The 24,194-nt window shown below is 59.8% G+C and carries 21 protein-coding genes; 12 read left to right on the top strand and 9 right to left on the bottom strand.

Annotated elements, in window-relative coordinates; genetic code table 11:
• Positions 1-96: 96 nt before the first annotated feature.
• Together K307_RS34350 and K307_RS46785 are read right to left on the bottom strand one after the other, a co-directional pair.
• A complete protein-coding gene (locus K307_RS34350; protein WP_042885487.1) occupies positions 97-1,461 on the bottom strand; it encodes an MFS transporter in 1,365 nt (454 codons plus the stop codon).
• 145 nt (positions 1,462-1,606) lie between these two features.
• Complete coding sequence (locus tag K307_RS46785) at positions 1,607-1,987, bottom strand: Rieske (2Fe-2S) protein (RefSeq protein WP_080745315.1); 381 nt, start codon at positions 1,985-1,987, stop codon at positions 1,607-1,609.
• 265 nt (positions 1,988-2,252) lie between these two features.
• Here K307_RS46785 and K307_RS34345 point away from each other — a divergent pair, with 265 nt between their 5' ends.
• Complete coding sequence (locus tag K307_RS34345) at positions 2,253-3,251, top strand: fumarylacetoacetate hydrolase family protein (protein ID WP_042885484.1); 999 nt, start codon at positions 2,253-2,255, stop codon at positions 3,249-3,251.
• A 173-nt stretch (positions 3,252-3,424) separates the two neighbouring features.
• On the top strand, positions 3,425-4,105 hold the full coding sequence (locus K307_RS34340) for a TetR/AcrR family transcriptional regulator (protein ID WP_042885482.1): 681 nt from the start codon (positions 3,425-3,427) through the stop codon (positions 4,103-4,105).
• A gap of 59 nt (positions 4,106-4,164) precedes the next feature.
• Here K307_RS34340 and K307_RS34335 read toward each other — a convergent pair whose 3' ends face one another.
• Positions 4,165-5,094, bottom strand: a complete 930-nt coding sequence (locus tag K307_RS34335) for a 3-keto-5-aminohexanoate cleavage protein (protein ID WP_042885480.1) — start codon at positions 5,092-5,094, stop codon at positions 4,165-4,167.
• Complete coding sequence (locus K307_RS34330) at positions 5,091-5,648, bottom strand: cupin domain-containing protein (RefSeq protein ID WP_155301318.1); 558 nt, start codon at positions 5,646-5,648, stop codon at positions 5,091-5,093. Before K307_RS34330 ends, K307_RS34335 begins: the two co-directional genes overlap by 4 nt.
• Before the next feature lie 66 nt (positions 5,649-5,714).
• On the opposite strand from K307_RS34330, the gene K307_RS34325 reads away from it, so the two are divergent.
• The 3 genes from K307_RS34325 to K307_RS34315 are packed head-to-tail and all read left to right on the top strand — an operon-like array spanning position 5,715 to position 8,147.
• Positions 5,715-6,695: an ABC transporter substrate-binding protein gene (locus tag K307_RS34325; RefSeq protein WP_230626245.1), complete on the top strand. Its 981-nt coding sequence runs from the start codon at positions 5,715-5,717 to the stop codon at positions 6,693-6,695.
• A complete protein-coding gene (locus K307_RS34320; RefSeq protein ID WP_042885476.1) occupies positions 6,692-7,690 on the top strand; it encodes a fumarylacetoacetate hydrolase family protein in 999 nt (332 codons plus the stop codon). The genes K307_RS34325 and K307_RS34320 overlap by 4 nt, the downstream gene beginning before the upstream one ends.
• Positions 7,680-8,147 (top strand): PaaI family thioesterase, encoded by a 468-nt coding sequence (locus tag K307_RS34315; protein ID WP_042885474.1) that lies wholly within the window; start codon positions 7,680-7,682, stop codon positions 8,145-8,147. The genes K307_RS34320 and K307_RS34315 overlap by 11 nt, the downstream gene beginning before the upstream one ends.
• An 80-nt stretch (positions 8,148-8,227) precedes the next feature.
• Here K307_RS34315 and K307_RS34310 read toward each other — a convergent pair whose 3' ends face one another.
• Complete coding sequence (locus tag K307_RS34310; RefSeq protein WP_042885471.1) at positions 8,228-8,890, bottom strand: FadR/GntR family transcriptional regulator; 663 nt, start codon at positions 8,888-8,890, stop codon at positions 8,228-8,230.
• 394 nt (positions 8,891-9,284) lie between these two features.
• On the opposite strand from K307_RS34310, the gene K307_RS34305 reads away from it, so the two are divergent.
• From K307_RS34305 to K307_RS34295, 3 genes are read left to right on the top strand one after another with little or no spacing between them, the layout of a single operon-like run.
• Complete coding sequence (locus K307_RS34305) at positions 9,285-10,289, top strand: ornithine cyclodeaminase family protein (RefSeq protein ID WP_042885470.1); 1,005 nt, start codon at positions 9,285-9,287, stop codon at positions 10,287-10,289.
• A gap of 16 nt (positions 10,290-10,305) precedes the next feature.
• Positions 10,306-11,316: a dihydrodipicolinate synthase family protein gene (locus tag K307_RS34300; protein WP_042885469.1), complete on the top strand. Its 1,011-nt coding sequence runs from the start codon at positions 10,306-10,308 to the stop codon at positions 11,314-11,316.
• Between the two features lie 10 nt (positions 11,317-11,326).
• Positions 11,327-12,799 carry an NAD-dependent succinate-semialdehyde dehydrogenase gene (locus K307_RS34295; RefSeq protein ID WP_080745314.1) on the top strand — a complete coding sequence of 491 codons (1,473 nt, stop codon included), beginning with the start codon at positions 11,327-11,329 and terminating at the stop codon, positions 12,797-12,799.
• Between the two features lie 162 nt (positions 12,800-12,961).
• On the opposite strand, the gene K307_RS34290 is transcribed toward K307_RS34295, so the two are convergent.
• Complete coding sequence (locus K307_RS34290; protein WP_042885468.1) at positions 12,962-13,906, bottom strand: VOC family protein; 945 nt, start codon at positions 13,904-13,906, stop codon at positions 12,962-12,964.
• Between the two features lie 131 nt (positions 13,907-14,037).
• On the opposite strand from K307_RS34290, the gene K307_RS34285 reads away from it, so the two are divergent.
• The 3 genes from K307_RS34285 to K307_RS34275 all read left to right on the top strand — a co-directional run bounded on the left by K307_RS34285 (position 14,038) and on the right by K307_RS34275 (position 17,552).
• Entirely contained in the window at positions 14,038-15,315 is a 1,278-nt protein-coding gene (locus tag K307_RS34285; RefSeq protein ID WP_080745313.1) for an FAD-dependent monooxygenase, read from the top strand.
• A gap of 224 nt (positions 15,316-15,539) precedes the next feature.
• Entirely contained in the window at positions 15,540-16,709 is a 1,170-nt protein-coding gene (locus tag K307_RS34280) for an MFS transporter (RefSeq protein WP_230626243.1), read from the top strand.
• 84 nt (positions 16,710-16,793) lie between these two features.
• A complete protein-coding gene (locus K307_RS34275) occupies positions 16,794-17,552 on the top strand; it encodes a TetR/AcrR family transcriptional regulator (RefSeq protein WP_080745312.1) in 759 nt (252 codons plus the stop codon).
• A 76-nt stretch (positions 17,553-17,628) separates the two neighbouring features.
• Here the strand turns inward: K307_RS34275 and K307_RS34270 are convergent, their stop codons facing one another.
• Both K307_RS34270 and K307_RS34265 read right to left on the bottom strand, forming a co-directional pair.
• Positions 17,629-18,579 (bottom strand): PDR/VanB family oxidoreductase, encoded by a 951-nt coding sequence (locus K307_RS34270; RefSeq protein ID WP_042885466.1) that lies wholly within the window; start codon positions 18,577-18,579, stop codon positions 17,629-17,631.
• Positions 18,576-19,628 carry an aromatic ring-hydroxylating dioxygenase subunit alpha gene (locus K307_RS34265; RefSeq protein WP_042885465.1) on the bottom strand — a complete coding sequence of 351 codons (1,053 nt, stop codon included), beginning with the start codon at positions 19,626-19,628 and terminating at the stop codon, positions 18,576-18,578. The genes K307_RS34270 and K307_RS34265 overlap by 4 nt, the downstream gene beginning before the upstream one ends.
• A 104-nt stretch (positions 19,629-19,732) precedes the next feature.
• Between K307_RS34265 and K307_RS34260 the strand changes: the two genes are divergently transcribed.
• On the top strand, positions 19,733-20,662 hold the full coding sequence (locus tag K307_RS34260; RefSeq protein WP_042887770.1) for a LysR family transcriptional regulator: 930 nt from the start codon (positions 19,733-19,735) through the stop codon (positions 20,660-20,662).
• Positions 20,663-22,249: 1,587 nt separating this feature from the next.
• Here K307_RS34260 and lpdA read toward each other — a convergent pair.
• The gene (gene lpdA / locus K307_RS34255; protein ID WP_042885463.1) at positions 22,250-24,025 is read right to left on the bottom strand and encodes a dihydrolipoyl dehydrogenase; all 1,776 of its coding nucleotides are present in this window, start codon (positions 24,023-24,025) and stop codon (positions 22,250-22,252) included.
• Between the last annotated feature and the right edge of the window lie 169 nt (positions 24,026-24,194).

Raw genomic sequence — 24,194 nt, 5'->3', positions numbered from 1 at the left:
TTATGCATACGAATCGTTTCGTATTGTATTTATGTACTGCGACACTTGGGCGCCTGACCTATTCATCTTGGGGAGCGCCAGACTGCTTCGTATGAATTACTCCGCCGAAACTACCGCGGCATCGAGGGAAGAGCCAGCGGGCGGAATGTGGTTGCCGATTGCGCAAACGCAAACCAGCACCAGAAACATGGCAACAGCGAGGAGAGAGAAGTATGCGGCCGCACCGCCTGCAGAGATGATGCCTGCCCCGGCGAATGCGCTCGCAATCGCGCCGAGTCGGCCAAAGGCCGTAGCAGCACCCACGCCTCGTGCCCTTATCTCTGTTGGATATATGTGGGTCCCGACTGCGTACATCGGACCTTGTACCGCATTCACAAAAAAACCGTGCACGCCGATTCCGATGATGAATCCTGCTGTGGTTGTCTGTGAATAGAGAGCCTGCAACAAGACAGCACTCAGCATCGCCCCAATTGCAGCCGTGGCCAGGGTAATTCGAGAGCCGATTCGGGACACCAGCCAGGCCGAAAGAATCGCGCCGATTAATCCACCTGCGTTGTATGCCGTGAGACCGCTTGCAGCAATGCTCAGGTCCATACCTTCAAAGCTGAGCATCGCGGGAAGCCAACTATACGCGCTGTAAAGTGCGAGCAGGCACATGAAGAAGCTGCCGGAGAGCGCCGCCGTGTCCCGGATCCAATGCGCGGTGAAGAGCTTTGCCAGCCCCGTATCCGCGCCGACGGCAACTGCCGTTGCATCGATGAATCGAACCCCTTCCTGGAAGCTGCCACATATCCGGGCTATCAGCGCCTTCAACTCGTCCTGGCGGTGTGCTCGCCTGGCGAGGTATCGCGGCGTCTCATGCAGCGTGAGCGCTAACAGCAATGCGAAGACAAGCGGCAGTATTCCCCCGACGACAAACAAAGCTCGCCAGCCAAAACCTGGCAGTACCGAGGCGGACAATAGACCCGCAAGGATGCCGCCAACCGGATAGCACACCACGGTGGCGGTGACTGCCATGGTGCGGAATCGTGCCGGCGTGAACTCTGCGGCAATGATCGAGGCGGTAGGCAGTGCTCCGCCGATACCTAGGCCAGCCAGGAATCGAAAGGCAGCCAGCTCGATCAGGCTACTGGAACAACTCATCGCGAAACTGGCGATGCCGAACACGCAGACGCTTGCAATCAGCGCAATCCTGCGTCCAATGCGATCAGCTACGGCGCCAACCGAGACGCTACCGATCGCCATGCCGAACAGACCGGCGGCAACCACAGGCGCAAACGCCTCCCGCGTCACGTTCCACTCGCTGAGGATAGCGGGCACCGCGAATCCAATCAGTTGGCCATCGAATCCGTCCATCACGGCTGCCAGGCTCGCAAGCACTACCGCCATCTTTTGAACGGGGCTGAAAGGACCATCATCGACGACATGTCCCATGTCCATCGTCTTGCCAGCGGCGCTCATGCTTTGCCCCTATCAAGGCTTGCACGCTGAAACGTTGGCAACAATGCATGAGAATCCAGCATCTCCATTGTTTGTCTCCTTAGATCCTTATGTACTGTCAAGCCTGGCAGCCGCCGGATGATCCGTTAGTCGCCTGCATTCATTCCTAGCTATCCGGTTGCTTGAGTAGTGATCCGGTGACCCAGATGCAAATTCGTTCGCCGTCAAGTTTCACCGGTAGCGCAGTCAATCGTGCTCCGACGCAGGGACCGGCGAAGCACAGTCCGTCACTGATCCTGAATCGAGCGCCATGGCCGTGACATACGATGACGCTTCTTGTAGCGTCAAGGTACTCGTCCTTCCGCCAGGGCAATGGCGACGTCGGCCAGTGCGGGCATGAATTGACATATGCGTGCAACCCGCTGTCTGCCCGCACCACGAATACTTGGTCCTGTCCCTTGCCCGCGAGGTCAAAGCCACGAGTGCGACCAATTTCGAGGTCGCCAAGATGGCAGACAAAGGTCCAGGTCCCCGCATCTCCTTCCATCGCTCTCCCCACGTTCAGTCAGATGCGGGCGCCGTCCGTCGTCAACACATGTTATTTCGAAACGATACGTACAGCATCATATTATTGGGTCGGGCCGACAACAACAAGGCCTCATGCGGAAAAACTACCTCCAGGTGCGTAAGGAAAAACCCTGCCCATTGACAAACGATACGTTCCGTATAGATTATTGGTCTATGGTCTTCCTTACAGGCGCGCAACTCACCGCAGCGCGCCTCCTATATCCAATCCCCAAGGAGTCTGAAGAATGAAGCTTGGCAGAATCGGTGTTCAAGGTCCTGACGGCAATGTGGCGCGCTTGGTGCTCGTCTTACCCGAGGAAGGGCGCGTGATTGATCTCAAGAAGGCAAAGAGGCTTGCCCTCCACAGCGGAGGCGCGACGCAAGAGGCGGCCAACCGGCTCGCGGAGGCACTCTTCCCTCAAAGCATGTCTGCTGCGATCGCACTAGGCGATACGTTCTTGCAAGCGGCTCGCTCCGTCGATGCTGAGCGCAGGGATGAAGCGTCGATCGATATCGGAAGCGTGAGCTGGCTGCCGGCATCGGACCCGTCTGTTGTCCGTGATGGCCTGACTTTCATCGGACACATCAAAGGTTTCCACGAGAAGATCGGTCATGCGCCGACCCCTAGTCTTCTAAAGGTGCCCGGATACTTTAAAGGCACTCCCCACACTGTCATTGCTCATGAAGCCGAGGTTCCGTGGCCTGGCTATATCGAGCACATGGATTACGAGCTGGAACTGGGCTATGTCATCGGTCGCCGAGGCGGCAACCTGCGTCCCGAAAATGCGCGCGACTACCTCTTCGGCATCACCATCTTCAACGACTTCAGCGCCCGGGACCGCCAGGCGATCGAGATGCCGATCCAGATGGGACCGACCAAGTGCAAGGACTTTGCCTATGGCATTGGGCCATGGATTACTACCATCGATGAGTTCGCAGATCTCGATGCAATCCCTATGGAGGTCCGGGTTAACGGCGAGACCTGGGGCAAGGGCAACAGTGCCAACAAACTTTGGACTGTAGAAGAGCTCATTGCATGGTCGAGTCTTGGGGAACAACTCGAGCCCGGCGATGTCATCGGCTCCGGCACAATGGGCGGCGGCTCCGCCCTGGAACTCGGCCGCAAACTTCAGCCAGGCGATGTTGTCGAACTTGAAGTGGGTGGTATTGGCACGTTGCGCAACCGGTTTGGTCAGCCTCAACCGGACATCTGGTGGCCGGAAGAGCGCAAGCCTTTCATGTAAGTAACCCGGACGACCGGCCGCAGGAAAGCTGCCGCGACGCGTAATTTCTTAGCCGAGCCATATCGCGGCCATCCTTCGCCGGGATGGCCGCGGCAACGCATTATGAAACGACTTGACTTATAATTGCGTCGAACATCTACTACAACGATACGCGCCCCCGGGGCGCTCCGATCATGACCGCATCCGCAACCATCGTTCGAAGAAGCGTGGGTCGACCCCGAAGCGAAGCGACGCGTACGGAGATTCTCGCAGCGACGGTCCGTCTGCTCGAAACGCAAAGCGTCCAGTCCATTACCATCGAAGGGATTGCGCGTGAAGCGGGGGTCGGCAAGGCAACAATCTACCGTTGGTGGGATTCCAAGGCTTTGGTGGTCATAGACGCCTTTATGGAGCATCACCTCGTGAAGACGCCTATGCCCCGTGATCTCCCGCCCGGTGCGGCCATCGCGCAGCACCTTCGCACGCTGATTCGCGAGTACGCTGGCTGGTCTGGGCGAATCGTTGCGCAGATCATTGCGGAGGGGCAATCCGACCCGACCGTGCTCAGGGAGTTTCGAGAACGTTTTCACTATGGACGCCGTGCGGTCGTCCGTGAAGTGCTTGAGGCCTGGCGCCAGGAATCAAATATCCCTGTCCCCACGCATATCGAAACCTTGAGCGATCTACTGTACGGTCCCGTCTACATGCGACTGCTGCTCGGCCATGGCCCGCTTGATGCGGATTTCGCTAACAACCACATCAACTACGTATTTTCTCTGCTGGGTGTCGACCTGAAGCTCCTTGAGGAGGGCACCAAACGGGTCACCCAACCTCGCGCGTCGCACAAGGCGCCCGCAAAGCGGTCCGCCGCCTGAGTTGCCTCATTGCCCAGCGGACAAAGGCGGTGCATGCACCGCCTTTGTTCTCTTCACCCTCAGAAGTTCACATCGTTGGGACCTTTCAACCCCAGCATTTCACGCACGTCGTCAGGCGCTGCAATCTCCATCCCGAGTTCCTCGAGGATGCGCCGGATTTTCCGGACCTGGTCTGCATTGGATTGCGCGAGCTGGCCACGGCCGATGTAGAGGCTATCTTCCAACCCGACTCGCACATTGCCGCCCATCAGGCTCGACATCGTTGCGATGGGCATTTGATGCCTTCCCGCGGCCAACACCGACCAGTGGTAGGCATCACCGAACAGCCTGTCTGCGGTCCGCTTCTGATGCAGCAAATCCTCCGCGTGCGCTCCGATCCCACCACGCAGGCCAAATACCGATTGAATGAACAGCGGAGGCTTCACCAAGCCGCGTTCCAGGAAATATTGGAGCGTGTAAAGGTGCCCGATGTCATAGCACTCGAACTCGAAACGGGTGCCGCATGCATTCCCGATCTGCTCGAGAATCCACTCGATGTCGTCGTAAGTATTCCGGAAGATGAGGCCTTTTGTGCCACGAAGAAAGGATTCCTCCCAGTCGTATTTCCACTCGCGCTTGCGTTCTGCCATCTCAGACAGGACGAGGTTCAGCGAACCCATGTTGAGCGAACACATCTCCGGGCGCAGTTCCACCCCCGCTTGCGCGCGCTCGGCAATGGGCATGTTGGGGCCGCCGCCCCCGGTGGATATGTTAATGACGGCATTGGACGCGTCCTTGATCGTCCCGACGAACTGCCGGAAGATCGACGGATCCCCCGTGGGACGACCGTTTTCCGGATCGCGCGCGTGCAGATGCACGATAGATGCGCCGGCGTCGATGGCCTCCAGGGATTGAGATGCGATCTGCTCCGGGGTAACAGGCAGATGCTCGGACATGGATGGCGTGTGGGCGCCGCCCGTGACTGCACAGGTAATGATAACTTTCTTCATAGCGCCTCCCCTTCGACGAGGTCCAGCAGCACAAACGCCATCCGGCACGGCTTGTCGGAACGGTTAGCCCAACTGTGATTGGTGGCGCGCTGAATGAGGACGTCGCCCTGCACCATGAGCTTTTCACCTTCATCCATCAACGCCCAGATCTCTCCTTCCAGCACAAAGGCATAGTCAAGCGACGCCGTCTTATGAAACCAGAAGTGGCGTGCATTCTCGTCCGTGTCTCGCACACCATTCTTGTCCAGGAACTGGCGCAGTTCGTTCTCGTTGTACGCGGCGTCAGGCGGAAAGTCGACGATACGCAGGAGGGACCCGCCCTTCGAATGAAAGCCGCAGTCATGTCCGGCAGGCGCCGGCTCCTCCCCAGGCGCGCGCCCTTCTCCTGTGATCCATACCACCTGGGCGGTCGGCAGACCCGGCCGGTCGACGACATTCGGGGTGGGCCCGTCCGAGATGAAGCATGATTTTCCGTCTACGTTTTCGCCGGTCACGATCCGGCGTACGGGTTGGACGAGCTGACGTTGGGACGCTGCAACTTCGATATCCGACATTGAGTTCATCTCCTATCAATCATTACGAGTCGTATCGTATTGTATGATGGGTCGCGAGTAGCACGAATGTCAAGATCAGAATTCCCCGGTGACATCGTTCCCGCATGCTGCGCAACCTTGACAAAACGATACGCGTCGTTCTTTAATTATCGGAACACCCAAACACTCGAGGATTTGATGGAGACACCACCCTTACGCGCCATGTGGTTCGTGACGCCAGCGCTCTCGGCGATTGCAACGGCCATGGCTGCGAGCCAGCAGAGCACACTCATAGCGGTTCGAAACACCTCGTCAGATGCTCAGTACGACGCATTGGTCGCGGGAGACGTGGACGTCGTTGTCACCGCCATGGACAACGTTCTAGCCTGGAATCAGCGCCCAGGGCCGCGCGATTTTTGCATCGTCGCGCAGATCGAAGCTACGACGCCCCTGACGCTCGTGGCTCAGCCAGGCATCAGACAGCTCAGCGATTTGGCGGGCGCCAACATACTTGTTGACTCACCCGACAACGGCTTTGTAATTGCCCTGCGGGCGATGCTGAAGGAAAACGGACTAGCCGATTCGAGCTACCTGCTCACTCCAGCGGGCGGTGTGAAGGAGCGGTTTGATGCCCTGTCCAATCGCGAGGGTGAAGCGACTCTGCTGGGACCGCCGTTCGACGCACTCGCCATTGCCAAAGGAATGTCGGCTGTGGCATCGATTCAAAGGCACTATCCGGTATTCCCCGGGCAAGGTGTAGTGATGCGTCGCGCCAATAAGGGGGCACGGCAAAACGTGTCGGGCTGGCTGCGAGAGCTAGAGCAGGCACGTACTGCGGTCAGCCAGAACACCGGTTGGGCGCGTGAGGTACTGACTGTCGCCGGACTGCCTGAAGCGGCAGTTCAAGCCATGCTAGATACAACTCCCACCACACTGCGACCCGACGAAGCGGGCATCGCGCTCTTGATCGAGCATCGTAAGTCTCTCGGTCTGCCTGGTTCGTTCGCGTCGTATGAATCCATTGTGGACGCCTCTCTGTTGCCAAACCATTTGCAGGACAACGTATGAAAAATTTCGCGATTGGGACGTTCTCTCTTAGCCAAGGATCACGCTTTGCCGGGGTCGTGCTAGACGGGCGAGTTCTGCCTTTGAGCGAACTGGCGCGACACAACGCTTCGGCGAGCGCCCTTGCAGGGAAGACCGTGCTTGGCCTGCTTGACGACTGGGACGCGATCCTTCCCGTACTGAATAGCGCCGTCTCTGACCTTCCGGAGACCGTGCAATGGTTGCCGCTGGACGATCTGCAGACATATGCCCCGGTTGACCTGCCCCGCCAGATCTTTTGCACCGGTGCGAACTATCGCAAGCACGTGGTCGACCTGACCCTTGACATGAAAGTGGGTCCGGAAGGCCTGGACGAAGCCGGCTTGCGGGCCTGGGCCGAGAAGATGATGGATGACCGCCTGGCCACGGGCGAACCTTACGTGTTCACCAAGCCAGTGTCAGCCGTGGCCGGGCCATTCGATGATCTGGTGCTACCTAGAACAACCAGCCAGCCCGACTGGGAACTCGAACTGGCCGTGGTCATCGGCCGGGGCGGCTACCGCATTCCGCTTGAACGAGCCTGGGACCACGTCGCCGGCTTTACCATCGTCAACGATATCTCCGCGCGCGATCTCATCGCCCGCACCGACTACAAGATGCTGGGCACCGACTGGCTTCGGTCCAAGGGCCAACCCGGGTTCCTTCCCATGGGACCCTTTCTGGTCCCACGGCACTGCGTTCCGGACCCGCATAAGCTGGCCATGCGCCTCACCGTCTCCGGCAAAGTCATGCAGGACGAGACGACCGCGGACATGCTGTTCGGAATCGAGCGCCAGATTGAATACATCTCGCGATTCAGCAGGCTGCTACCCGGGGACATCATCTGCACGGGCTCTCCTGCGGGCAACGGCACGCATCACAAGCGGTTCCTCCAGGAGGGTGACGTCATGGAAGCCAGCATCGAAGGACTCGGTTCGCAACGCCAACTCTGCGTCGCCCAAGGTGACCATGAGGCTTGATACCGATGTGGTAGCGGACAATCCGGACCGCGCGCTGATCCACGAATTGGTTGGCGCCGCAAGCCACAACGTTCCGCTGCGAACGAATCCTGCCCTGGAGGCGCTGCAAGCGTTGCTCGTGCAAGGTAGCCCCGGCGCCATCACGCTGCGCTTCTCGGCTACCGCCCGTTCCGTTCAGGGAAACGGCGTCATAGCGGGGGGAATGCTCACGTCAATGCTGGATTTCGGTATGGCGTTCGCCATCCTGTCGAAACTTCCGAAAGGAAAGACGTGCGCCACGATCAGCCTCACGGTGAATATGCAGTCGCCCGCGCAGACTGGGGATTTCCTGGTCGACGCGAATGCAACCCGAGTTGGCGGCCGGGTGGCATTTGTTCGCGCAGAACTATATGACGCCGAACGGACGCGATTGATCGCGGACGCCGTCGCTTCCTTTGCGGTGCTCGACGTCAGATGATGACCGTCGTGCGGTCACTTTGGTCAGTGTCAGGTGGCAGCGGCATCCCGATGATGCCGCTGCCCAAAGCCGGAAGTGCCTCACCGCAATCCGAATAGATGGGTTCTGACGGACCGCAAATGGTCTCGCATCGCTTGCTCTGCCCGCGAGGGATTGTGGGCGCGAATTGCGTCAGTGATCTGCACGTGTTCACAGTCCGTGGTCGTCTTCGGACTTGACGCTTCGCCATAGACTTCCTCCACCCTGCTGTCCAGGCTTGCCTTTACCTGCGCCCGCAGCACGTCATACAGCATCACTAGCAGGGCATTGTGGGTCGATTCCGCAATGGCGCGATGCAGGCGCTCATCCAGCCGCTTCCACGGGGGGAACGAGACAGTTTCGGCCATCTGAGCCAGGCACGCGTCCATCTTTGCAATGTCAGCCGGCGTAGCATGAACTGCTGCCTCTGCTGCAAGCTGCGGCTCCAAAAGCAGTCGGGCATTCATGATGTCATCGACGCTGATTGAAGTTGTCAGGCTTTGCTCACCGGGCACGGCCTCTCGCGGCCCCACGAAGGTTCCCTTTCCAACGTGGCGCCAGATTACACCCTCCTCCTCGAGGCGCTTCAACATCGTCCGGAGGCGGCCACGGGACACGCCGAGCAACTCACCCAACTTTGGCTCCGGTGGCAAACGCAAATCGTTGCCCTGCGTTGCCACATTGTCGACGTATTCGCGAAGCCGCGTCACATCGTCCTCGATCATTTCATTCACCGTTTTGATTGCTGGCAGTTTGCGCGGAATCGTAGCGTCAGTATCACAGTGCAGTCCAGCACACCATTCGACCCAATCCGCAGATTGATTTGATCAATTGTACATGGATGCAATCGTACCTACCAAACCCCTTGAAGGTTATGTTTTGCGCACAAATCATCGTGTGAACCCGGTCACTGTCTAACGGGCAGCCCTAAGAAATTGCATTCCTTTAGCGCAGAACCTCCCAGAACACTGTTCGGCAGCTCGACATGGCGCAAGTGACACATATCAATTCACATATTGACACGCCTCAATTTGGATATATGATCGCAACATGTAGCCAGTTAAGCGTTCCCGGGAGGGGACCACGGCTGCAGCGCTATCAATCCAAGGAGACTGGCCAATGCCAACATCAACCGTAGGCCCCGTATTCGTTTCCGGCGACGCGGCCCGCAGGGTCTTTCGCTGGGAGGACGCCATCCGGGCAATGCAGGCCGCCTATGCCATGCCCATCGCCGAATCGGCAACGCCGCCGCGGACCATCGCCAGTGCCGATAAAGCCTGGCTTCGTACGCTGCCCGCAATCCCTCCGGGGGGCCGTTACTACGGCGCCAAGCTGATGGGCATGTCCGCCGCATCACCCACGCCCGGCGTGGAATACGTCATCGTGCTGTTCGACAAGGAGACCAGCCGCATCGCGGCTTTCGTCGACGGGAATCTTGTGACTGGGTTTCGCACCGCCGCTACGTCGGCTGCGGCGCTTGACCGCCTCGCCCCCGCGGGCCCGGCCCGCCTGGCCGTACTCGGAAGCGGTCTCGAAGCGACCATGCACACTCGCGCCCTCGCGAGCATTCGGCCGCTGACTGAAATCACCATTTTCAGCCCGACGCCAGAACGGCGCGATGCCTTTGCACGGGACATCAGCAAAGAGCTTGGCATCAAGACCACGGGCGCGCCTACCGCGCGGGCAGCCGTTGAAGGTGCCGACTTGGTGCTGACCGCAGCGCGGTCGCGGGGAGAGCAACCCATCCTTTTTGGAGACTGGCTCGCTCCCCATGCGGCGGTGGTCTCTATCGGCTCGACCATCCCCCAGCAGCGTGAAATCGACGCGTCCGTCGTCGAGCGAAGCGATCTGATTGTTTGCGACACGCTGGAAGAGGTTCTGCATGAAACCGGCGACATGATCGCGGCGCGAGAAGCCGGCATCGAGTTCCACCATAAGGCAATCAGCCTCGGCAACCTGATGCGCGGTACCCATGGCGATCAGGTAAAGGCTGCAAAGGCGCCCTTGTTCAAGTCAGTCGGCGGTGGACTTCAGGACATCGTCGTCGCCGAGATGATCCTCGAGAAGGCCCTCCAGGCCGGCCTGGCAATGCCATTGCCATTCACGTTTGAAACCAAGCACTAATAGAAGGGAGTTCGAAATGGCTAGCTATAGCAAGAAGGAAGCACGGGAGTGGGGACGGCAGCATCTGATTGGCGTTGCCAATGTGACAACGCCAACCATGACTTCTGATTTCAAGCGTATCAACGAAAAAGCCATCCGGCACGATGTGGAGATGAGCATCTCGCATGGATTCGTCGGGTCTCTTGCCTGCTCCGAACTCGCGATTTCGCTCGACCAGTATCGACAGGTTTGCGAAATCATGGTCGACCAGGCAGCCGGCCGCCTCATCACGATTCATCATGCGGTCTTCAACACGCTTGAAGAGAACATCGAAGCTGTCAAGATGGCCGAAGATGCGGGCGCCGAGCTTGTCCTGGCAGGCTATCCGCCCTTCTTCCACCCGAAGTCGCTTGACGAAGTGTATGAATACACGAAGGCGTTGTGCGATGCGACCAATCTTGCGGTCATGCTGTTCCCAGTTCCTGCCTGGGGCTTCTCGCGCCTGCATCCGGCGGATATGCCGGTCCCGCTACTGCGCCGTCTTGTCGATGATTGTCCCAATGTCGCAGCGATCAAGGCCGAGGGTGGCATGCCTTACATCATGTCGGCGATCGAAGTGCACCGGGAGTTCCACCAGGAGGTCGTGATCTCGTCCCCGATCGAGTATGAGTACGTTCCCCTGGCGCAAGTGATCCCGATTCCGTTCTGCGGTACCAACTACTCTGCCTACTACGGCCCTTATCTGCCGCGCATCCACAAGCTGATCCAAGAGGGCAGTTTTGATGAGGCCACCGGCCTGTGGTATCAGCTCGATCCGGCCCGCAAAGCATTCGCGGGCGTGCCCATGGCGTCCAGTGGCCTGATCAACCGCACGATCTGGAAGTATCAGTCCTGGCTGCAAGGGTACAACGGCGGCCCGATTCCGCATCCGACTCCGCGCATTTATAGCCGCGACATGGCTGCACTGCGACGCGGCCTTGAAGCGGCAGGACTGAATCCGACCAGCGATCCGGATGAAGCCTTCTTCGTGGGCCGCAACCCCGATTGAGAGAGCAATCATGAGCGGACCGATCAAACTTCCACTCAAGGATCTCGGCCTGCTTCGTCAGGCCATGCTTATCGACGGCGCCTGGGTCCCAGCCGCCGATAGCGGCCAGAGCATCGAGATTCGCAACCCCGCGAACGGCGCACTGATCGCACGTGTCCCCAATGGCGGTGCCGACGAAACGAAGCGTGCCATCGCAGCGGCCAATCGTGCCATGCGGGGCTGGCGCAATACCTTGCCGGCCGAACGCGCCAAGGTGTTGCGTCGCCTCTATGAGCTCATGCTCGAGCACATCGATGACCTCGCGACGATCATGACCGCTGAGCAGGGCAAGCCTCTCTCGGAGTCCCGCGGGGAAATTCTCTATGCAGCCGGCTTTATCGAGTGGTTCTCGGAAGAAGCCAAGCGCGTCTATGGCGACATCATTCCCCACAATGTTGCTGGCCGGCGCATCCTGGTTCAGAAGGCGCCGATTGGCGTTTTCGCCGCCATCACGCCCTGGAATTTCCCGTCGGCAATGATCACCCGCAAGGCCGGCCCCGGTTGGGCCGTGGGCTGCGCCGGCGTGATCAAGCCGGCAAGCCAGACCCCACTGTCGGCGCTGGCCCTCGGTGTTCTCGCGGAGCGCGCCGGGTTGCCACCAGGCGTCTGCAATATCGTCACCGGTTCGGCCAGGGCGATCGGGGGAGAACTGACGAGCAGCCCCGTCGTGCGCAAGCTTTCGTTTACCGGCTCCACTGAAGTGGGGGCTCAGCTCCTCGCACAATGCGCTCCCACCATCAAGAAGACGAGCATGGAACTGGGCGGCAATGCGCCCTTTATCGTGTTCGACGATGCCGATCTTGAAGCCGCAGTGCGCGGGGCCCTGATGGCGAAGTATCGCAACGCCGGCCAGGCGTGCGTGGCGGCCAACCGCTTCCTGGTGCAATCCGGCATCTATGAGGCGTTTGCCAAGCGGCTGGCAGAGGAGTCGGCACGCCTTCAGGTCGGAGACGGCATGGAAGCGGGAGTCGTGCAGGGCCCCCTCATCAATGAGGAGGCAGTTCTCAAGGTGGAAGAGCACATCACCGACGCAGTCGCCAGGGGGGCCAGGGTGGCGGCCGGCGGAAAGCGTCACGCGCTTGGCGGAACATTCTTTCAGCCCACGGTACTGACCCACGTGCCGAACGATGCGCAGGTCTTTAGCGAGGAGACGTTCGGCCCCGTGGCTCCCCTCTTCCGGTTTGAGACCGAGGAGGAAGCACTCTCCCTCGCCAACGACACACCGTTCGGCCTGGCGGCATACGCCTACTCCCGCGACGTGGGGCGGATCTTCCGCATAGTGGAAGGACTGGAGTTCGGCATGGTTGGGGTGAACGAAGGGCTCATCTCGACGGAGGTTGCACCTTTCGGAGGGGTGAAGACATCCGGCCTGGGCAGGGAAGGTTCGAAGTATGGAACCGACGACTACCTTGAGATCAAGTACGTGGCACTGGGCGGCCTGTAAGCACGTTGTCATGCGCTGACCGGGGAGTATGCAGGTTGCATACTCCCCGCTTTCCGTTTGTGGCGCTCGCGACTTACGACACCTCTACTTGCAGCAGGAAAAAAAATGGCTGCAACTTGTACTGTTGCAGCCACTGATCTCTATCGAACCAATGCAGGGAACTTAATCGGCTCGCTGCACGGGAGGCGGACCTCCCGGCGCCCAGATTTCGCGCCGGTTGAACAGGTAGACCTGAGCGTTGTCCGCGATGGCCGGCGCCACCCGTGGTACCCATGAATCATCGTGTTGATCCATGTCCGCGTCGTACTCGATGTGGCAGCCCATGGGAGAGTTGAAGTACCAGAACCAGTTCGAACCGAAGCGGTGGCGGCCAGGCCCCCAGAAAGTCTCGTAACCCTTCTCGGCAAATGTATAGCCCGCCTGAAGAACTTCGGACGGACCTCCCATATGGAAGGTGAAGTGATCACATCCTTGCATGACCGCAGGCGTCTGAATCAGGAAAAGCGTATGGTGATCCAGCGTTCCGGCGGGACGGAGGAACGGCCCCATGTTGATGAAGCGATCGCTGAGGCGAAAGCCGAGCCGATTGATATAGAACGCCTCTGCCTTTTCGGCATCGGGGACGAAGTAGACCACGTGCGAAAGCGATCGTGGCCGGGGCGTGGGCGCAGTCTTGTCTGCCGGCGCACCGGGCACGTTGACCCCGCGGCGCGCGTCGCCAGGGGCGTTGACCGTTTCCGCTGCAAGGCTCAGCGGCCGGCGAACCGTTACCTGAAAGCCCAGGGCGAAGCCGGCGTCATCAACGGATTCGATGGAACCATCGGACAGCCGCTTCACATCGCGATCACGGCTGAGTTCAGTCGCAATGGCTTCGAGCGTGGCGTCATTCTCGACCCCATACACCGTCTTTCGGAGCTGGTTGGCAGTCTCGAACGGCCACGGGGGTAGAGAGGGGTCGTCCCTGCGGGTAACGACAACCCCAGTGCCATCCAACGCTTCAAAGCGGCCGTTGCCTCTAGGCGTCAGCCCATAGTCTGTTAAAAACTGCGCGCAGATCTCGACGTCGTCGACGCCGAATACGAGTGTGTCCGGTCCAAGAATCTTCATCGCCTCATGTCCTGTGGATTGATTGTGTCACGTGTGTCGGCCGCTTAACTATACCGATACGTCCAGTATCATAATAAGCCTGTAGACCGATGCAATCAAGCCCGCCACACCGCCGAGATTCCGCATCGATCATGGGTACAAACCCTGATCATAAAAACGATACGCTGCGTATATATTATCCACATCCAAGCCTAGGGAACAACGATTCCGTACGGTGCGACCAATCCATCTGGAGCGACATCGGCGCTTCGGGCAAGCTGAAACATGGAGACAAAGTGAAACCTCAGTACAGTGTGTTGGTAGTTGGCGGCGGCATTGGCGGTATGACGCTGGCGCATGGACTCGCACGAGCGGGCATGCAAGTGCGAGTGATCGAGTCCAGCCAAAGGACGGACCAGCAAGGCACTGGCATCTTCCTGCTTGGGAATTCACTGCGCGCCCTGGACCAGCTTGGACTCGCGGATGCCTGCATCGCGGCGGGGACAGGATGGGATACCGTCAGCGTGCGAAACGACGCCGGACACGAGACGAAAGTGCAGCGGCCGCCGCGGACTTTCCGCCCGGATGCGCCCGGTGCGATTGGCGTCATGCGCCCGAAGCTGGCTGAGGTACTGGAGTCGCACGCCTTGGCTGGCGGCGTACGCATCGACTACCGGACCACGGTAGAAGACTTTGAACAGATCCCGGGCGGCGTGTCATACCGGCTCTCAAGCGGGGAAACCGGCCGATGCGATCTTCTGGTGGCGGCGGATGGCACTTATTCGAAGACACGCACCAAAGTATTTGGTGCCGAGTACAAGCCCACTTATGCCGGCCAAGGCGCCTGGCGCTTTACCGTCGAGCGACTATCGTCATTCGACGGATTTGCCCTGTACAAGCACCATGATGGTCGAACGGTTGGCTGCCTGCCATTGTCGGAAGCGCTGTGCTACTACTTCTTCCTGGAGAACTCCAAGGAACACCAGCACTTTCCGGAAGCAGAGTTGAGCACGATGTTCCGACAGCGCCTTGCGGGCTTCTCGGCGCCAGAACTCGTTGAGGCGATGGCTCGCTGCGATGGCAGCCGCTACGTCAGCTACAGGCCTTTCGACATCCTTCTTATGCCGGCGCCCTGGTACAAGGGACGAGTCGCGTTGTTGGGCGATGCGGCGCATGCGGTCACGCCGCAATTGACGTCAGGCGGCGGGATGGCCATCGAGGACGCTGTAGTGTTGACTGAGGAGTTGTCGACCTGCACCGGCATTGACGAGGCGCTTGCAGCGTACAGCAGCCGTAGGTTCGATCGGGTTCGGCGCATTTACGACACATCGCTTGCCATCTGCCAGGCGGAGCAAGACCCTCATGCGGACGGAACCCGCGCCGTCGAGCTGCTGATGGAGGGTTACGGCCTTCTTGCCCAGCCGTTCTGAAGTCTCGTGACAGGCGTCTGGCATCGCACCATGCCGGACAACAGTATGTGGCCCGCAATCGCGGGCCATTGTCTTTTTGGAGGGCTGGAAAACGGCCACAGCCCTTTACCTCCCTTCAGCACCCCATCAAATCCGGGTTTCACCCGATATATCGATCGCTCTGGCCAACTATCATTAGGCTACATTACAAAACACTACGTATCGTATTTACGAAGGAGACAACTGTGAGCAGATCTACTGAGACGCTGAGGGGGCGCGCGGCGCTTGTGGTGGGCCATTGCGCGGGGATGATCGACATCGTCGCGCTACCGGTATGGGTGGGCATTGTCCTGATCGGACAATACGGCCTTGAGCCACAAGCTGCCGGTATGTTGGCCACGCTGTTTCTTGGCGCCGTGGTAGTCAGCAGCCTTTTCTTTTCGCCTCGTATCCGAAGCATTCGAGGCACGGTCGCCGCGCCCGTGGGATTCGCCATCGCGGCCACCGGATTTGCGGCCTTGGCGACAACAAGGGACTATGGCGCAATGGTTGCGCTCCACCTTGCCTGTGGACTGGCAGTCGGCTGCAGCCTCTCCTTCACCCATTCGACTATCGGCGCCAGCGCCAATCCGCATCGCCTCATCGCAGTCGGATTCACGGCGCTTAGCGTTGTGTCCCTTGCCTTCCTGGGCGGTGTCCCACGCCTGGTGAACGCCGCGGGCGGTGCATCGCTGTTCCTCGTTCTCGGCGCGATCATGTCGGTCGCGGCGCTCTTTGCACTCTTTGGCTTTCCGACTCGGCGTAGCCCGATCCCGCAAGAAGACAACCCCATCATCCATGTTCCGCTGGCACGTGGCGTCTGGTTTGCGATGATCGGCACAAGCTTCATGACGATGAACAACGCCATGCTGCTCAGCTTCCTTGAACCAGTGGGAGCCGCGCGCGGCTTCGGTAAAGAGTTGATCATGGCCGTGTTGCTTGCGGTCGGCTTAGTGAATCTCGTTCCGGGCGTGCTCGCCGCCATTCTGGAAAGCCGGATCTCGGCCCGGGCAGTAATGCTTTTCGGTCCAGTCCTGCAGGGCGTGCTTGGCGTACTGCTGACGCATTCGACGCTGTTTCCAACCTATGCGGTCACCGGAGCGCTCTTTCCGGCTGTGCTGATCTTCGCTCACACCTTTGTGTTTGCCTTCCTGGCCCGTAATGATCCGTCGACTCGAGCGGTCGCGGCGACACCGGTCATGGCAATGGCGGGATCCGCGGTCGGCCCCATCGTCGGGGGCATTGCCGCGCAGAATCTGGGCTATGAAAGTATCGGCATGGTAGTCGCCGCTGCCGCGGCAATCGGTACCGTGTGCTTCTGGCAGGCCTGGCGTAGCGCGCCGGCGGCGCTGCCTAGCACCACGCCTGTTCTCTGATACACGGGCATCGCGGGGTCTACGCATTTGCGTCGCGCTCAGTTGCCGACGTGTGTCGACCACATTTGCACGGCCGGGCACGTTATGACATTTACGCCAGAGCATGCTTGGCTGTCCGCCCGGTCCACATGGACAGTAAAATGTGCGGAACCGTACATTAAAGGGTCGCCTATGCGGGTCAAGACTGAAGCCCGACGCCTCGCATACATCCGCGCGGCAGGAAAGCTGTTCACCTCGCGCGGTTACGGCGAGGTATCCATGGAAGCCATTGCTGCAGAGGTTGGAGGCTCCAAGGTCACGCTTTACAACTACTTCGGAGGAAAGGAAGAGTTGTTCGAAGCGTTCGTCATCGATGTGGGTCGCGATAAGCAAGACGCCCTTCTCGAGACCCAGCGCAAGGGCGAATCAGTTCGAGGCGCGCTGCTACGGCTGGGAATGTCATTTATGACACTAGTGACTTCGCCTACCGTTGTCGCGGTCGACAGCGTGATTCTCGCGGAAGGGCGACGGTTTCCGGCGTTGTGTCGCATCTACTATGAGAACGGGCCCAAGCGGACCATGTCCGCGCTGGCCAAGGTCATGCAGGCACTCATGGATTCCGGAGCGATCCGCGTCAGCGACCCACATATTGCCGCACTGCACTTCAAAGGGCTATGCGAAGCGGACATTCGCGATCACCAAGTCTGGGGACTGACTGCTCGTCCGACAAAATCCCGGCTCAAGAAGGCCGTCGAAGATGGCGTGAATGCTTTCCTGCTGGGGTATCAGACATTGAGCCCCACCAAGCCGGGCACGACCAAGATTCGTCGTCATGGCCGCCCGACTGAAAACCGCGAACTTTGATCCGCGCAAGAACGTGGCCCGCATCTATCTCCACCAGCGAAGTGCATTCGAATTGCGACCACCCGCTTCACTCATATCAAATATCCAGCACCAATTCGCCGCACCTCGCCCGGGACACGCAGATCAGGATGGACTGATTCGCGCAGCGTTTTTCCTCACTCAATACATAGTCCCGGTGGTCGGCTTGGCCAGACACGAGCGGTATTTCGCAACTTCCGCACAGACCTTCCCTGCATGACGACGGCAAGGCAACGCCATTGGCCTCGAGAACATCGAGAATGCTACGGTCTTCGGGAATGGCGAAGAACCCCCCATGACGAAGCAGCCGGACGCTGAACGGCTGGCGTGGCCGGACTGCAGTGCCCGTCGGATCTGCGCCGAACCGCTCCAGATGTACCGAGCTTGCGCCGATACCGGCCAGCCTTGCGCTATCACAGACCGCCTCCATCATCGCCGCGGGACCGCAAGTATAGACATGCCAACCCTCCGGCAAAGACTGCAGTGCGCCTTCGATATCGGCCCTGCCGGAATGCTCGTCGTCTGCATGGATCACGACGTGATTCCGGAACGTGTCGAGCTGTTCGAGATAAGCAGCATTGCGCCGCGATCGCACACAATACAGCAGGCGCCAGGCGTGACCGCGCTCGACGCACCGATGGATCATGCCGAGAATCGGCGTAATGCCAATGCCGCCAGCAATAAAGAGGTGGCCGGAAGCCACGTCGTGAAGGCCGAAAAACGAACGCGGATGACTGACTTCGAGGATGTCTCCCAAGCGCAGGTTTGCATGGGCATAGCTCGATCCTCCGCGCGAGGCCGCAGCACGACCAATGCCAAGCCAGTAGCGCGTGGCGTCTGTCGCGCTGCTGGCAATCGAGTACTGGCGTGTCACCCCATTGGGAAGGCTGACGTCGACGTGGGCGCCGGGTTCGAATGGTGGCAGCGGGGCACCCGATCGGTCCCGTAGTTCGACGCCAAGCACGCCGTCGGCCTCAAGGCGCAGTGTCGTCACGGTGAGCTTCATCATGCCCCCTTGGACTGTGGCGTTGGCTGTTGTGCAGCCTCTTCGGCGAGCCGGCGCTCGACGACCCACCGGAACTGCGACAAGGCCGCATCAATGGAGAAAGGCATCATCTTGAAGTCCGGTGCCAGCGCCAGGGACCGTTGTTGTGCGGTAATGATGTCGCGGTCCTCGTCAAACGCCGTCACGACGCTCTGGTGGATGGAACGCGTGACATCCGGATCGTCAATGGCGAAATTGTGCGGATGGGCAAAGAAGTAGTGCGTCGAGGTCTCGGTTTCCGGCGTCAGCGCCTGGCAGCCGCGAAACTCTGCGGCGTCGATGCGCGTGCCTTCTGGCGCGCCCGTGCCGGTCGGCGACATGCCGGAATCCATCAGCAAAATTGCAGGAATCGTGAAGTTGTAGATGTTCCAGCGATCCACCTTGCCCGGCCAGTTCTTGACCTGCTTTGCAAACGGTGGCGGCTCGGTGTTGAGCGTCCAGCGCGTGATACGCACGCCGTCCTGCAGTCGCTCTACCTCCGGCTGGGCCGCCGCATAATCCTCGCCACCGCCTAGCGTCGTGGGATGGACGAATGGCAGATGAGAAAAGTCGAGAAGGTTGTCGGCGATCAGCAAATAGTTCGTGTCGTAATGGATATAGCCATCGAGACTGCGCCAGGCCGGGTCCGCGAGCCAGTGCGTATCGGGAATGAGAGCCGGATCCGCCTGTTCGGCATCGCCCATCCAGATCCAGATCCAGCGATTGCGCTCCACCACGGGAAACTTCCGGACACGCGCCTGTGGCGGGATGCGTTGCTGCGCCGGCGCTTCTACGCATTGGCCCGTCGCATCGAACTTCAGGCCGTGATACATGCACCGCACGCAGTCACCCTCGCGCCGTCCAACGGACAGGGGCGCGCCACGATGGCAGCAGCGGTCTTCGAGTGCCTGAAGCGTACCGTCTGCTGTCCGGTACATCAGAACCGGGGTACCGATGATTGTGCGGCTGAAGAGGTTGGATTCACCGACTTCCTTGTCCCAGCCGGCCACATACCAGGTGTTCCTGAGGAACATGCTTGTCTCCTGTGAGTACGCCCTCTACGAGGCGCGTTGACAGGAGATTAGGGACGGCCGCAACATGCGTCAATCTCATGACAATCATGTTAGGAATGTACGCTATGCATAGCGACGCGTTCGATTACAACCTGCTAACGGTCTTCGATGCCATGTTGCGCGAGCGCAGTGTGACGCGCGCCGCGGCCCAGCTCGGCCTCACCCAAAGCGCCATGAGCCATGCGCTGAACCGCTTGCGCGACTATTTCGACGATCCGCTTTTCGTGAAAACGGCGGCCGGCATGACGCCGACGATCAAGGCCGAAGCGCTGGCCGGAACGGTTCTCGAAGTCATGACGGCAGTTCGCACTCGCGTACTGCCTCAGGCGAGCTTCGACCCAACTTCCTTGCGGCGGACGTTCACGCTATGCATGACCGATATGGGCGAGCTGGTTTTCCTGCCACCGCTGATGAAGCGATTGCGAAAGGAAGCGCCGCACTGCACTCTGCGCACTCTGCAGGTACCCATTCCGCAAATCGAGGCGCTGCTGGCTTCGGGCGACGCCGATCTGCTGCTTGGCTCCGTGCAGACCGCACCGGAGTCCTTGTTCCAGCAGCAGTTGTTCATGCATGGTTTCGTCACGATCGTCAGTAAGAAGAACAAGCGAGTGCGCGATACCCTCACGATAGAGCAGTTCGAATCCATGCCGCACGTTTCTGTGAGCCTGGCGGGACGTTCCAGTCCAACCTACGACGCAGCCTTCGAGCGTCACGGCCTGAAGCGAACCGTCTATCTGCATACCCCACACTTCCTAACCATCCCGCTGCTGATGGACCAGGAACCCGACCTGATCGCGACCGTGCCTGAGGAGTTGGCCAACGTCTTCAGCCAATACGGCATTGTTCGAGTCGTCAAGCCGCCGGTTACATTGCCGCCTTACGCGCTGAGTCAGTACTGGCATCCGCGCTTTCACCATGATCCAGCTATCGTGTGGCTGCGTCAGCTTGTGAAGCTAACCTTCGACCGATACCCGGAGACGGATAGCCCTTCCTGAATAGCATGGAGTGGCCGGAGACATCGCGATGCCTCATTTGGCACCCCTTCCGTTCTGTCCCGAGCAAGGAATGTCCAGGGTGGAGGCGGCTCGCCAAGTTCTTTTTTGATAGTGAAATTAAATTCGACATGGGATTGGCTATCCGCTATGCCGAGCCTGTGGTGGTATGTTAAACAAAATCGTGAAATTCCTCACCACAGCAGTACGTGCAAGCCATACATGGTGTTTGCGTGGCTTCTTGGCGATTAATTGCAATTTTGGATGCAGTAGCTTCTCGTCGTGCTCGATGCGTCCGTCTTTTAACTCGTAAACCCGAACTACGCTTTATTATTAATGGACCATATCGCAAACGGATCTGATCGATGGTTGTACCTCGTCCAGATCGCCTTGCACTCAACGCATTGATATACCCGCGCCTCTGAACGTAGGCCCTCTCCAACACTGCGAATGTGCTTTCCTGAAATGGGAGTCAGTGCGTTGTGACCGGTGGCACAGCGTAAATCGACACTCAAGGTCTCGCATAGTCGGCAAAGCTCGGCTCGCAGCCCACGATCCATCGCAGCGGTAGTCCCAGCAATACTGCTGCCTGGCGACATATCCTTCACTTCGGCATTGTAGGAGGCCCCACTCCCTTGGTCATGTATACGACGAACGGCTGCCCAGTAGAGGATCATGATCGAATCCGACCCTGTTTGCATTGCAGCCTGCCTGCAACGCTCCCCTTGGTCGCGTAGTGGCAGTCCAAAATCGGCTGCCGACGCAAAACATATGACCCGTCCGCGAGCGTCTGCCCGGTCGATCAGCGCCTCGATAAGGACGGAAACGTGCGAAAGATAGTCTGCATCACCGTTGCTCGACCGCTTGATGGCAAGGCCATGCACTCGCTCTGTCATCGCCCGAACTTCTTTTTGAAGTTTGGCAAAAGCAAGAGTACGCTGTCGGAAAGACTCGCTTTTACTCCGCATGATGGCCAGTTGTTAAAACAGCGCATGAATACCCGACGACCGTCCCCTGATCGGGTTGCGTATCTACGAACAGCCAGTTCATAGGGCTTAGATCGCAGAGCGTGGCCAGATTGACTAGCCATTTCTCGACTATAGCGCACAGAGAGGTTCGGCTGCTCATCTCATTCTGCCTTTTGGGGAAGTCCTGCGTCTCTCGAGATTCCGACGTCGGCCAGGTCTCGCTCAGCCGTGGTTCTGTCTCAGCGACTCTCGAATGCCCGGGAACTGTTCAAGCACCCGCTCCAGACTTTCGCGAGCGTTGATGAGCTGCCTATTGAGATACCAACTGTGGACAAGCCACAAGATGAATGCTGCACCAAGAATGGCTCGCTCAATTCCGCTTTCAAACAATCGTCACTACCTCTAAGGTTTCATTCAAGTGAAGCGGCGACCGCCTTTCGTCCATATCGCCATGTTTTCCTAGGTTCAAAGAACGGGTCAGCTCACCGTCACGAGAGCTGCCACTCTCCGCCTCCCTCTCAATCACAGGGTCAAGCGATTCCAGCAATATTGATGGTCCATCGCCACTTAAAATGGGCGCCGAGCACCGGACGGCAGGCGACTAAATTCAGCAAAATTAGCGCTACCGCGGCGGCACGTCGGTACACGTTCCTTCGTAGATCTCCGCCGCCATGCCGATCGATTCCCCCAGCGTCGGATGCGGATGGATGGTCTTGCCGATATCCACCGCATCTGCGCCCATCTCGATCGCCAGGCACACTTCGCTGATCAGGTCGCCGGCATGCATACCGACGATACCGCCGCCGATCACGCGATGCGTTTCCTCGTCGAAGATCAGCTTGGTAAAGCCCTCGTCGCGGCCGTTGGCGATGGCGCGCCCCGAAGCGGCCCACGGGAACACACCCTTGCTGTACTTGATGCCCTGCGTCTTGCACTCGTCTTCGGTCAGGCCGGCCCAGGCCACTTCCGGATCGGTAAAGGCCACCGACGGGATCTGCTTGGCATCGAAGAAAGCCTTCTCGCCATGCGCGGCTTCCGCGGCCACGTGGGCTTCATGCACTGCCTTGTGTGCCAGCATCGGCTGGCCGACGACGTCGCCGATCGCGAAGATATGCGGCACGTTGGTGCGCATCTGCTTGTCGACGTTGATAAAGCCGCGGTCGGTCACGGCCACGCCGGCCTTCTCGGCGCTGATGCGCTTGCCGTTGGGCGCGCGGCCCACCGACACCAGCACCAGGTCGTAGCGCTGCGCCTCGGCCGGCGCCTGCTCGCCCTCGAACTTGACGTAGATGCCGTCCGGCTTGGCTTCCACCCCGACCGTCTTGGTATTCAGCATGACCTTGCCGAAACGGTCCTTGTTCTTCTTCTCCCAGACCTTGACCAGGTCGCGGTCGGCGCCGCCCATCAGGCCCGGCAGCATTTCAACGACATCGATCTCCGCGCCCAGCGTGCTGTACACGGTGGCCATTTCCAGGCCGATGATGCCGCCGCCGATGACCAGCATCTTGTTGGGCACTTCCGGCAGCTCCAGCGCGCCGGTCGAGTCGACGATGCGCGGGTCTTCCCGGATGAAGGGCAGCTTCACCGCCTGGCTGCCGGCGGCGATGATTGCCTTCTCGAAGCGGATCACGGTTTTCTTGCCGGTGCTGCGCTTGCCCTCGCCCTCGGTCAGCTCGACTTCCATGTGGTGCGGATCCAGGAAGTTGCCGATGCCGCGCACCACCTGCACCTTGCGCGCCTTGGCCATGCCGGCCAGGCCGCCAGTCAGCTTGCCGACCACCTGGTTCTTGTAGTGGCGCAGGCCGTCGAGGTCGATCTTGGCTTCGCCGAACAGGATGCCGTGGGCGGCCAGCGCCTTGGCTTCGTCGATCACTGCGGCGTTGTGCAGCAGCGCCTTGGACGGGATGCAGCCCACGTTCAGGCAGACGCCGCCAAGCGTGCTGTAGCGTTCCACCAGCACGGTGTTCATGCCCAGGTCAGCGGCGCGGAAGGCGGCCGAGTAGCCGCCGGGGCCGGCGCCCAGCACCAGCATTTCGCACTGGATATCGGCACCGCCGCTATGCGTTGCGGCGGCCGGCGCAGCAGCCGGTGCCGCGGCAGCCGGCGCAGGCGCAGCGGCCGGAGCCGGGGCTTGCGCGGGCGCCGGTGCGGCGGCGGCGGCCTGGGCCTCGACGGTGCAGATCACCGCGCCCTGGCCGACCTTGTCGCCCACCTTGACCTTGACCTCCACTACCTTGCCGGCGACCGACGACGGCACATCCATGCTCGCCTTGTCGGACTCCAGCACGATCAGGGACTGTTCCGTCTCGACCGTATCGCCGGCCTTGACCAGTACCTCGATCACTTCCACCGCGTCGAAATCGCCGATATCCGGCACCTTGACTTCGATCACACTCATTCTTGGTCCTCAATGCGCGCGGTCCGGGTGGCCTAAGTGCGCGCTGTAGTTGTTGATTGCCGCCGCCACGGGGCACCGCCCTCTAGCAGCCCTCGCGGTAATTTCAATCGTGCCTGCCCGACTCTTGTCGAACTCGATGCGGGTCTCGACACCAATGCTCGAAGATGGC

This window comes from Cupriavidus necator A5-1 (genome assembly GCF_000744095.1).
GTDB classification, from domain to species: domain Bacteria; phylum Pseudomonadota; class Gammaproteobacteria; order Burkholderiales; family Burkholderiaceae; genus Cupriavidus; species Cupriavidus necator_A.
Note: the sequence above shows the minus strand (reverse complement) of the source record. Positions and strands in the feature narration are given on the sequence as shown.

Excerpts from the sequence above, each read along its gene's own strand:
- K307_RS34350 (WP_042885487.1), bottom strand. The coding sequence starts at position 1,461 with ATGAGCGCCGCTGGCAAGACGATGGACATGGGACATGTCGTCGATGAT.
- K307_RS46785 (WP_080745315.1), bottom strand. The coding sequence starts at position 1,987 with ATGGAAGGAGATGCGGGGACCTGGACCTTTGTCTGCCATCTTGGCGAC.
- K307_RS34345 (WP_042885484.1), top strand. The coding sequence starts at position 2,253 with ATGAAGCTTGGCAGAATCGGTGTTCAAGGTCCTGACGGCAATGTGGCG.
- K307_RS34340 (WP_042885482.1), top strand. The coding sequence starts at position 3,425 with ATGACCGCATCCGCAACCATCGTTCGAAGAAGCGTGGGTCGACCCCGA.
- K307_RS34335 (WP_042885480.1), bottom strand. The coding sequence starts at position 5,094 with ATGAAGAAAGTTATCATTACCTGTGCAGTCACGGGCGGCGCCCACACG.
- K307_RS34330 (WP_155301318.1), bottom strand. The coding sequence starts at position 5,648 with ATGTCGGATATCGAAGTTGCAGCGTCCCAACGTCAGCTCGTCCAACCC.
- K307_RS34325 (WP_230626245.1), top strand. The coding sequence starts at position 5,715 with ATGTCAAGATCAGAATTCCCCGGTGACATCGTTCCCGCATGCTGCGCA.
- K307_RS34320 (WP_042885476.1), top strand. The coding sequence starts at position 6,692 with ATGAAAAATTTCGCGATTGGGACGTTCTCTCTTAGCCAAGGATCACGC.
- K307_RS34315 (WP_042885474.1), top strand. The coding sequence starts at position 7,680 with ATGAGGCTTGATACCGATGTGGTAGCGGACAATCCGGACCGCGCGCTG.
- K307_RS34310 (WP_042885471.1), bottom strand. The coding sequence starts at position 8,890 with ATGATCGAGGACGATGTGACGCGGCTTCGCGAATACGTCGACAATGTG.
- K307_RS34305 (WP_042885470.1), top strand. The coding sequence starts at position 9,285 with ATGCCAACATCAACCGTAGGCCCCGTATTCGTTTCCGGCGACGCGGCC.
- K307_RS34300 (WP_042885469.1), top strand. The coding sequence starts at position 10,306 with ATGGCTAGCTATAGCAAGAAGGAAGCACGGGAGTGGGGACGGCAGCAT.
- K307_RS34295 (WP_080745314.1), top strand. The coding sequence starts at position 11,327 with ATGAGCGGACCGATCAAACTTCCACTCAAGGATCTCGGCCTGCTTCGT.
- K307_RS34290 (WP_042885468.1), bottom strand. The coding sequence starts at position 13,906 with ATGAAGATTCTTGGACCGGACACACTCGTATTCGGCGTCGACGACGTC.
- K307_RS34285 (WP_080745313.1), top strand. The coding sequence starts at position 14,038 with ATGGGTACAAACCCTGATCATAAAAACGATACGCTGCGTATATATTAT.
- K307_RS34275 (WP_080745312.1), top strand. The coding sequence starts at position 16,794 with ATGACATTTACGCCAGAGCATGCTTGGCTGTCCGCCCGGTCCACATGG.
- K307_RS34270 (WP_042885466.1), bottom strand. The coding sequence starts at position 18,579 with ATGATGAAGCTCACCGTGACGACACTGCGCCTTGAGGCCGACGGCGTG.
- K307_RS34265 (WP_042885465.1), bottom strand. The coding sequence starts at position 19,628 with ATGTTCCTCAGGAACACCTGGTATGTGGCCGGCTGGGACAAGGAAGTC.
- K307_RS34260 (WP_042887770.1), top strand. The coding sequence starts at position 19,733 with ATGCATAGCGACGCGTTCGATTACAACCTGCTAACGGTCTTCGATGCC.
- lpdA (WP_042885463.1), bottom strand. The coding sequence starts at position 24,025 with ATGAGTGTGATCGAAGTCAAGGTGCCGGATATCGGCGATTTCGACGCG.